Genomic DNA, 3,863 nt, shown 5'->3' on the forward strand with positions numbered 1-3,863 from the left:
ATTCGAACCCGTGAATGCATGCGTGAAAGGCATGTGAGTTAACCGTTTCTCCAATCCGCCACTGGCGCCTGTTGTAGGACTCGAACCTACGACCCCCTGATTAACAGTCAGATGCTCTAACCAACTGAGCTAAACAGGCATTTGTTTTTCAGTGCTCACATAATATACCATGAGATTTTATATATTGCAATAGCTTTTATGAATTTTTTTACACTTTTTTTATTGAATCAGAAAAAGAGCCTTTCGGCTCTTTATCCATTAAGTTTACCATTAAAACCAAACTCATCAAACTCTTGGATTGTTAAGTAAATATTGTTCTTTGGAATAGAAGTAATTTCTTCTACCTTATCCATAAGAGCTTCAGTGAAAGCCTGACGTTCTTCTTTATTTGCATGTCTATAGATTTTACAATCCACATACATAGCGTCCTGTTCGTCTCCCTGATAATACATAATCTGATTATCTTCAATATGCATCATAAGAGCTCTTTCACTCTTGCCTGGGAAAAGTGAAATCACTTTTCCAGCAGCTTCCTTAAGTTTTCTATCCTGTTGTAATGTTAATGTTCTATTAGTTGTAAATCTTAAAAATGGCATAAAACAAACCTCCTAAAATTAGAATGTCTGCGTCATGTCTCCCAATATTTTCACACCTTTGATGATATCCTCACGAGAAGGTGTCGAAAAGTTCATACGAAACGCATGACATTCTTGACTATCATCAGTTAAAAAAGCAGCTCCTGGCACAACCGCCACTTTTCTTTTTAAAGCCTCTTTCACAAAGGCATCTGTATCTACATGAGAAGGAAGGTGCACCCAAATAAACATACCACCTTCTGGAGAAGTGTATGTAACCTGATCAGAAAAGTGCTTTTCCATCTCATTTAGCATAAGTTCACATTTTTCTTTATAAATTTTTCTTAGTTTTTCTAAATGTGCATCCATGTCCATGGAATCTAACAAACGAGCAATAACTTTTTGTGCCCATAAGTTTGTATGAACATCCGCTCCCTGCTTTGCGACAACCATCTTTTCAATTAATTCATGATTGGCGATGGCACACGCAACACGCATACCTGGTGCCATGATTTTTGAGAAGCTTGCACCATAGAGAACTAATCCATCTTCATCTAACTGTTTAAGTGAAGGAATATCTTCTCCTTCAAATCTTAGTTCTCCATAAGGATCATCTTCTAAAATAAGCACTTCATATTGTTTCGCCAATGCAAGAACCTTTTTTCTTGTATCTAATGACATTGTTGTTCCCATTGGGTTCTGGAAATTAGGGATTAAATACATAAACTTAGGCTTAGGCTGTGTTGATAAAGCAAGTTCTAATGCTGCTAGATCAATTTCACCATCTTTATAAGGTACACCTCTTAATTGACAGCCATTTTCCTTAAATGAATTTAATGACCCAAGAAATGATGGTTCTTCTACTACCACAACATCTCCTTCGTTGCATAAGACCTTGGATGCAAGATCCATGATTTGCTGAGAGCCTGTCGTCGTAATAATCTGATCTCCTTCTTTAATAATGCCGCCTTTTCTATTAATAAAAGCAGCTGCTTTCTTTAAAAAGAAAGGGTCTCCTTCAGTTAAGCCATACTGCAATACGGAAATAGGGTTATCTTCAAGAAGCTCTTCTGATGCTTTTATTATCTCATCTACTGGAAATGCATCCGCTGCAGGGTTACCTCCTGCAAAGCTAATAATTTCCTTGTCGGCAAGCGCCTTGAATATTTCTCTAATCGCAGAAGCTTTAACGTTCTGCATCTTTCTAGAAAACTGATATTTCATACTGTTACCTCGTTTACTCGCTATTATAATCCAACTGAAAGCGTTTTACAAGTTACCTGTAACTGTTTTTGCATACGCTTACAAGTTTTATATCTTTATAGCGTAATTTTTTTATTTGATTTATTTTAACATAATATTTAAGAAAAATCATAAAAAGAACTCTAGAAATTTTCTAGAGTCCGATAGCTGTGAATGCTTGTGAGAGGTCTTCAATTAAATCATCCACATGTTCAGTACCGATCGATAAACGAATAGTATTCTTATAGATACCAGCTTCATTTAATTCTTCTTCATTAAGCTGTGCATGAGTAGTAGATGCTGGATGAATGACGAGCGATTTTACATCTGCTACATTGGCAAGTAATGAGAATATCTGAAGATGATCGATAAAGTCTTTAGCTTTTCTTTCATCACCTTTAATTTCAAAAGTGAAGATTGAACCTCCTCCATGAGGGAAATACTTCTGATATAATGCATCATTGTTAATTGATGGATGATGTACTTTTTCAACGCCTGGATGCTGATTTAAGAAGTTAACAATCTTTAATGCATTTTCTACATGACGTTCTACTCTTAAAGATAATGTTTCCAATCCAAGCAAGAATAGCCATGCCTGGAAAGGTGATAATGTTGCTCCTTCATCACGAAGAAGAATGGCTCTAATTCTTGTAATATAGGCAGCTTTTCCTACATCTTTTGCGAAATTGATACCATGGTATGATGGATTTGGTGTAGTAAGACCTGGGAATTTATCTTTGTGGGCAAGCCAATCGAATGTTCCTCCATCTACAATGACACCGCCTACGCCAATACCATGTCCACCGATGAATTTAGTTGCTGAATGAATAACCACATCTGCACCGTAAGAAATAGGTTTAACAAGATAAGGTGTAGCGAATGTATTATCTATTACTAGCGGTAAGCCGTGTTTATGAGCTACATTTGCAATTGCTTCAATGTCAGTGACTTCACTACGTGGATTTCCTAATGTTTCAATGAAAATTAATTTTGTATTGTCCTGGATTGCGGCTTCAAATGATGCTGGATCTAAATCTTTTACAAAAGTAGTAGTAATACCATCATCAACTAAAGTATGTGCTAATAAGTTATAAGTTCCACCATAAATATTGTTAGCGGCTACCACATGATCTCCAGATTTTGTGATGTTCTTGATCGCATAAGTGACTGCTGCGGCACCAGAAGATAAGGCTAATGCTCCTACGCCTCCTTCTAAGGCTGCAATACGCTTTTCAAATACATCCACTGTTGGGTTAGTTAGTCTTCCGTAAATATTTCCTGCATCTGATAATGCAAAGCGGGCAGCTGCCTGATCCGCATCTTCAAATACATATGCGGCTGTCTGATAAATAGGTACAGCTCTAGCTCCTGTTGTTGGATCTGGCTGCTGTCCTTCATGTAATTGTAATGTTTCAAATCTATAGTTACTCATATTCTTCTCCTCCCCGTTATCTATAAATATCTATGTGATTCTTATCTTGAAATACACATTCGATCTAAGGCGAGAAAATAATCAATTGTCAGAATTTTCATAGCTGCCTCCTTCAACCTACTATGTTTGTAGGAATTGATAATATCCTACCACTTTAGTAGTTTATTGGCAATATAGTAACTTATATGCGTTTTCTATATCTAATTATTAGAGAAATAAAAAAAGAGCGAATCGCTCTTTTTAAATAAAATGAGTATGGGCAACTTTCCATTTTTTCAAAGCAATAGCTACCCAGAAAGAATAAATCCCTAATGTGATAATAATGAGAAACAGCCATTTGATCCATTGTCCAAATAAGCCCATTGCCGTTCCATCAAATCGCAAGCGTCTTCCATCGATGACACTGTGAGAGATTTCCCAACGATAAAGGGTTACTGTGCAATATGGGAAAGCAATCCCAAATGTAATGACTGTCAGTGTGAACTACCACCCACCTAAAGGTAGGTGGCTTCTAAGAACCTGACGGTTCTATTTAAGAAGTTTGATATTTAAGTTTCCACCCGACAAGTCAGGCAATCCTTATTCTTACAGGCGTGTCCACTTCGCCTCTACCG

4 protein-coding genes and 1 tRNA gene are annotated in these 3,863 nt (G+C 36.9%); all 5 read right to left on the reverse strand.

Translation table 11 applies throughout. The annotated features are described in order from the left end of the window. Positions 1-62 precede the first annotated feature (62 nt). Positions 63-139 (reverse strand) — tRNA-Asn (locus J6L95_RS03295). Between the two features lie 112 nt (positions 140-251). Then, complete coding sequence (locus tag J6L95_RS03300; RefSeq protein ID WP_287458141.1) at positions 252-596, reverse strand: tautomerase family protein; 345 nt, start codon at positions 594-596, stop codon at positions 252-254. 18 nt (positions 597-614) lie between these two features. Beyond that, the gene (locus J6L95_RS03305) at positions 615-1,799 is read right to left on the reverse strand and encodes an aminotransferase-like domain-containing protein (protein ID WP_029069875.1); all 1,185 of its coding nucleotides are present in this window, start codon (positions 1,797-1,799) and stop codon (positions 615-617) included. A 172-nt stretch (positions 1,800-1,971) separates the two neighbouring features. Further along, on the reverse strand, positions 1,972-3,249 hold the full coding sequence (locus tag J6L95_RS03310) for an O-acetylhomoserine aminocarboxypropyltransferase/cysteine synthase family protein (RefSeq protein WP_029069874.1): 1,278 nt from the start codon (positions 3,247-3,249) through the stop codon (positions 1,972-1,974). A 240-nt stretch (positions 3,250-3,489) separates the two neighbouring features. Then, positions 3,490-3,633 carry a DUF898 family protein gene (locus tag J6L95_RS03315; RefSeq protein ID WP_287458142.1) on the reverse strand — a complete coding sequence of 48 codons (144 nt, stop codon included), beginning with the start codon at positions 3,631-3,633 and terminating at the stop codon, positions 3,490-3,492. Positions 3,634-3,863 lie beyond the last annotated feature (230 nt).

The sequence above is a fragment of the Kandleria sp. genome (genome assembly GCF_017934775.1).
GTDB classification, from domain to species: domain Bacteria; phylum Bacillota_I; class Bacilli_A; order Erysipelotrichales; family Coprobacillaceae; genus Kandleria; species Kandleria vitulina.